The organism is Mycobacterium sp. (assembly GCF_050701675.1).
Lineage (GTDB): Bacteria > Actinomycetota > Actinomycetes > Mycobacteriales > Mycobacteriaceae > Mycobacterium.
This window is the reverse complement of the sequence record NZ_JBOGDD010000230.1, coordinates 1-4,460: the sequence shown is the minus strand read 5'-3', so window position 1 is coordinate 4,460 and position 4,460 is coordinate 1. Positions and strand designations below refer to the sequence as shown.

Here is a 4,460-nt window from a genome sequence, read left to right as displayed (position 1 = left end):
GCCGAGTGCCGTCCTCACCACGCGCGGTGGTGGGCAGGCTTCGGGTCTGCCGAGACACCGGTGCCAGAGTGGCGCCGCCGGCACCGATCAGGACGGCAGCCGCGACGGCCACCGTTGCGGAATCGTCGGCGGCGATGACGAGGGTCCCCTCGGCGGCGCCGAGGATCTGGTCGAGGACCGCGGGCGCCCCACCAAGGACTTCACTGACCGCCACCCCGGCCGACAGCGACAACCCTGCCAGCAGCACGGCGCCGTTGCCGCCCTCCAACAGCGGAAAGTCGCGCGACACCAGCACGACGCGCTGCGCCGTGGCATTGGGATCGGCGGCGCGACCCGCGGCGACCGCCATCGTCAGCGCGTCCTCGTCGGGCCCCTTGACCCGTTGGTTGCCCACGGTCCAGGGCGGCAGGTAGGTGCCGATCGAGACGACCTGTGCCATGTTGCCTCGCTTTGGTCGATGGGCGCGTGACGATGCGCCGCTAATGAGCTATATAGTTATAGCATTCAACACCACAGCGGAGTGACGGCGGAAGGGTCGATGAACCGTGAGTAAACCCGATCCTCGAACTCTGAGCGGTCGCGTGGTGGTGGTGACCGGCGCCAGCCGCGGCATCGGTGCCGCCATCGCCGTCCGGGCCGCCGCCGACGGCGCAGCGGTCGCACTGCTGGCCAAGACCGAGACGCCCAACCCGAAGATCGCAGGAACCCTCGCCGAGACAGCCGACCTCGCGGAAGGTGCAGGTGGACGGGCACTTCCACTGGTCTGCGACGTACGGGACGCCGACGCGGTCACCGCCGCCATCGAGGCAGTCGTGGAGAAGTTCGGCGGTATCGACGTCGTGGTCAACAATGCCGGCGCCCTCGACCTGCGACCGACGGCCAAATTGCCGCCGAAGAGCCTGCGCAAGCTCCTCGAGATCAATGTCGAGGGACCGTTCGCCGTAACCCAGGCGGCGTTGCCGCATCTGCGCCGGTCGGGCAACGCGCACGTGGTCAACGTCTCTCCACCGCTGAGCCTGGACCCCAGGTGGGTAGGAGCCCACGTCGGCCACACCGTCGGCAAGTATGCGGAAAGCCTGCTCACCCTCGGCTGGGCCGAGGAGTTTGCGTCGGTGCCGATCGCGGTGAACTCGTTGTGGCCGGCCACCACGATCGCCAGCACGGGAATGCTGGTCGCGATGGGCGAGGCAGCGGTGCGCGCCCAGGCGCGCACTCCGCAGATCATGGCCGACGCGGTGCACGCGCTGGTCACTCGACCCGCCGCGGCGTGCAGCGGCCACTTCTACACCGACGAGGAGATCCTGCGAGAAGAGGGCATCGACGATCTCTCGCGCTACCTGCTCGCCGCGCGCGAGGACGATCTGACGCCCAACTTCTACCTTCCGTCGACCCCTCTCCCCACCGTCTAGGAGACATCGAGTGAGTTCCTTCGACGCGTTGAGCGCGCGAGAGCCCGAGATGGCCAAGATGCGGTACGCGGTGCGCGACTTTCTGAGATCGGACCGCGCTGAGTTTGGTTGGGTGCCCGCCGTCGATGCGTGGCTCGGTCAGTGGGATCAGGATTTTTCGGCGCGCCTTGGCGCCGCGGGCTTCCTCGGCCTGACCATCCCGAAGCGCTACGGCGGTCACGATCTCGGGCACCTTCAGCGTTATGTGGTGACCGAGGAATTGATCGCGGCGGGCGCGCCGGTGGCAGCACACTGGACTGCCGACCGCCAGGTCGCGCCGAGCCTGCTGAGCTACGGCACCGAGGAACAGCGGGAGCGACTGTTGCCGCAAGTCGTAGCGGGCAGGCTCTATTCGTCGATCGGCATGAGCGAACACGGCGCGGGATCCGATCTCGCCGCGGTACAGACGAAGGGAACACGCACCGAGGGCGGCTGGCTGCTCTCGGGTACCAAGGTGTGGACCAGTGGAGCTCACCACGCGCATCAGGTCGTCGTCCTGGCCCGCACCAGCCCGCAGGATCCCAAGCACCGGCACGACGGGTTCAGCCAGTTCCTCATTCCGTGCACCGCCGAGGGCGTCCGCATCGAGCCGATCATTCTGATGTCGGGGGCGCACCACTTCAACGAGGTGATCCTCGATCAGGTATTCGTTTCCGACGCCGACGTCCTTGGCGAGATCGGCAACGGATGGCATCAGGTCACCTCGGAATTGTCCTTCGAGCGCAGCGGCCCCGAGCGGATCCTGTCCACCGGTCCGCTCCTGCTAGCTGCCATCCGAGCGCTCGGCGCCGGGCCCGCGCTCGACGACCGCACCGCGGGACTCGTCGGAGATCTGCTCGCTCGGCTGATCTCGTTGCGCCAACTCTCCTTGTCGGTGGCCCGCACGCTCACCGACGGTGGCGACGGGGCGAACCTGGCGGCGCTGGTCAAGGACCTCGGCACTCAGTTCGAGACCGACTCGGTGGAGTTGATCTCCGACCTCTTGGAGGGATTGCCGACGAATCGGGAACTGGAGGCGATGGTGACAACCGCCTGGCTGCACAAGCCCATGTTCACGCTGCGGGGCGGTACGAACGAGGTGCTCCGCGGCGTCGTCGCACGAGGAATGGGGTTGCGGTGATGAGCGCTTGCGCGAAGAACGGACGACCATGAGCGCGCTGGCCGGCGGTGTGTTCGTCACGAAGGTCACCGGGGACGACGACGCCGAACTGCGCGAGCTGGTCGACGACCTCGGGCGGCGGTCCTACGACGCCGGTATCGGACGGCGCGGCCTCCCGGCCCGCTTCGACGACGAGTTGTGGCGAAATCTCGAAGAGACCGGACTCGCGCGACTGACGAGCACGCCGGATTCGGATGCCGGGCCGCGGGAGCTCGCAGTCGCGCTCTACGGGCTGGCCCGCCATGCCGGTGCGGTACCGCTGGCCGAAACCGATGCTCTTGCAAGCTGGCTCGGGCAACAGGCCGGTATCGAGCTACCCGACGGACCGCTGACGGTCGCGATCGCCGACGCGGACACCGACGGTGAACGAGTGACCGGCACTGCGCTCGACGTGCCGTGGGGGCGAGCTTGCACGACGGTGCTCGCAATCCGCGGCCGGAATGCTTTGCGAGTCGGCGTCCTCGATGCCGAGTCCGGCACCCTGCACGAAAGCCACAATCTGGCTGGGGAACCGCGCGACTCGGTCGCGTTCGACGTCGCGGCCCACCAACTGCACACCGTGGAGTCGGCCTTGGGCGCCGAACTCGTCCGGCGCGGCGCCTGGTCGCGCTGCGTCCAGATCGTCGGTGCACTGGACGTCGCCGCCGCGCTCTCGGTAGAGCACACGCGGCAACGCATCCAGTTTGGTCGGGCGCTCAGCGCATTCCAGTCGGTCCAGCAGTCGTTGGCAAGCATGGCCGGCGAGATCGAAAGGGCCCGTGCCGCCGTCGAACTGGCCGTCGCGGCTGCCGAGGAACACGGCTTTGGCTCGCCACATACCGACTACGCAGTGACGGTCGCCAAGATCACCGTCGGCCGCGCCGTCGGCCCCGTCACCACCATCACCCATCAGCTCCACGGCGCGATCGGCGTCACCAGCGAGCACCCGCTGTGGTTGTACACCCTGCGCGCGCAGAGCTGGATCGCCGATTACGGAACCACCAACCACTTCGCCCGCCGACTGGGTCGGCTGGCCCTGGCCTCGAACGACGCCTGGGACTTGGTGACCGGCGATCTGACCCAAATCGACGACAACGATCAAATGAAGGAGAGCAAGTGACCGTTCAACAATTCGAAGGTGCATCGGCCATTGTCAGCGGCGGCGCTGGCGGTCTGGGTGAGGCGACGGTTCGTCGCCTCCACGCCGATGGGCTCGGAGTGGTGATTGCCGATCTCGCCGCCGACAAGGGCAAGGCGCTGGCCGACGAGCTGGGCAGCCGGGCGCTCTTCGTCAGCACCGACGTTACGAGTGAGGACAGCATCCTCGCAGCGATCGAGCAGGCCAACCAGCTCGGCCAGCTGCGCTACGCGGTCGTCGCACACGGCGGTTACGGTGTCGCACAGCGGATCGTGCAGCGCGACGGCAGCCCCGCCGACTTCGGCGCCTTTGCCAAGACGATCGACCTCTACCTCAACGGCACCTACAACCTGACGCGCTTGGTCGCGGCATCGGTGGCTGCCGCCGAACCTCGCGAGGGAGGTGAACGTGGCGCCATCGTCATGACCGCCTCGGTTGCCGGCTACGAGGGCCAGATCGGCCAGACCGCTTACGCTGCGGCAAAAGCCGGCGTCATCGGCCTGACCATTGCCGCGGCCCGCGACCTGAGCTCGGTGGGCATCCGGGTCAACACCATCGCGCCGGGCACGATGAAGACCCCGATCATGGAGTCGGTGGGCGAAGAGGCGATCGCGAAGTTCGCCGCCAACGTCCCATTCCCGAAGCGGCTGGGCACCCCCGACGAATATGCCGATGCCGCAACGTTCTTGCTCACCAACGGGTACGTCAACGGCGAGGTCATGCGCCTCGACGGCGC

General features: G+C 67.7%; 4 protein-coding genes and 1 pseudogene. 4 read left to right on the top strand and 1 reads right to left on the bottom strand.

Annotated elements, in window-relative coordinates; translation table 11 throughout:
• Positions 1-439: pseudogene (locus tag ACRDUX_RS06650) on the bottom strand (hypothetical protein); the annotation flags it as partial.
• Positions 440-545: 106 nt separating this feature from the next.
• Here ACRDUX_RS06650 and ACRDUX_RS06645 point away from each other — a divergent pair.
• The 4 genes from ACRDUX_RS06645 to ACRDUX_RS06630 form a co-directional block, all read left to right on the top strand.
• Positions 546-1,409, top strand: a complete 864-nt coding sequence (locus tag ACRDUX_RS06645) for an SDR family oxidoreductase (RefSeq protein WP_526412187.1) — start codon at positions 546-548, stop codon at positions 1,407-1,409.
• Positions 1,410-1,458: 49 nt separating this feature from the next.
• A complete protein-coding gene (locus ACRDUX_RS06640; protein WP_526412189.1) occupies positions 1,459-2,568 on the top strand; it encodes an acyl-CoA dehydrogenase family protein in 1,110 nt (369 codons plus the stop codon).
• A gap of 28 nt (positions 2,569-2,596) precedes the next feature.
• Positions 2,597-3,706, top strand: a complete 1,110-nt coding sequence (locus ACRDUX_RS06635) for an acyl-CoA dehydrogenase family protein (protein WP_526412185.1) — start codon at positions 2,597-2,599, stop codon at positions 3,704-3,706.
• Positions 3,703-4,460: SDR family oxidoreductase (locus tag ACRDUX_RS06630; protein ID WP_526412183.1), on the top strand; the 758-nt coding region annotated here is incomplete at its 3' end. The genes ACRDUX_RS06635 and ACRDUX_RS06630, both read left to right, overlap by 4 nt.

Coding starts and splice junctions, on each gene's coding strand:
- ACRDUX_RS06635 (WP_526412185.1), top strand. CDS start 2,597: ATGAGCGCGCTGGCCGGCGGTGTGTTCGTCACGAAGGTCACCGGGGAC.
- ACRDUX_RS06640 (WP_526412189.1), top strand. CDS start 1,459: ATGGCCAAGATGCGGTACGCGGTGCGCGACTTTCTGAGATCGGACCGC.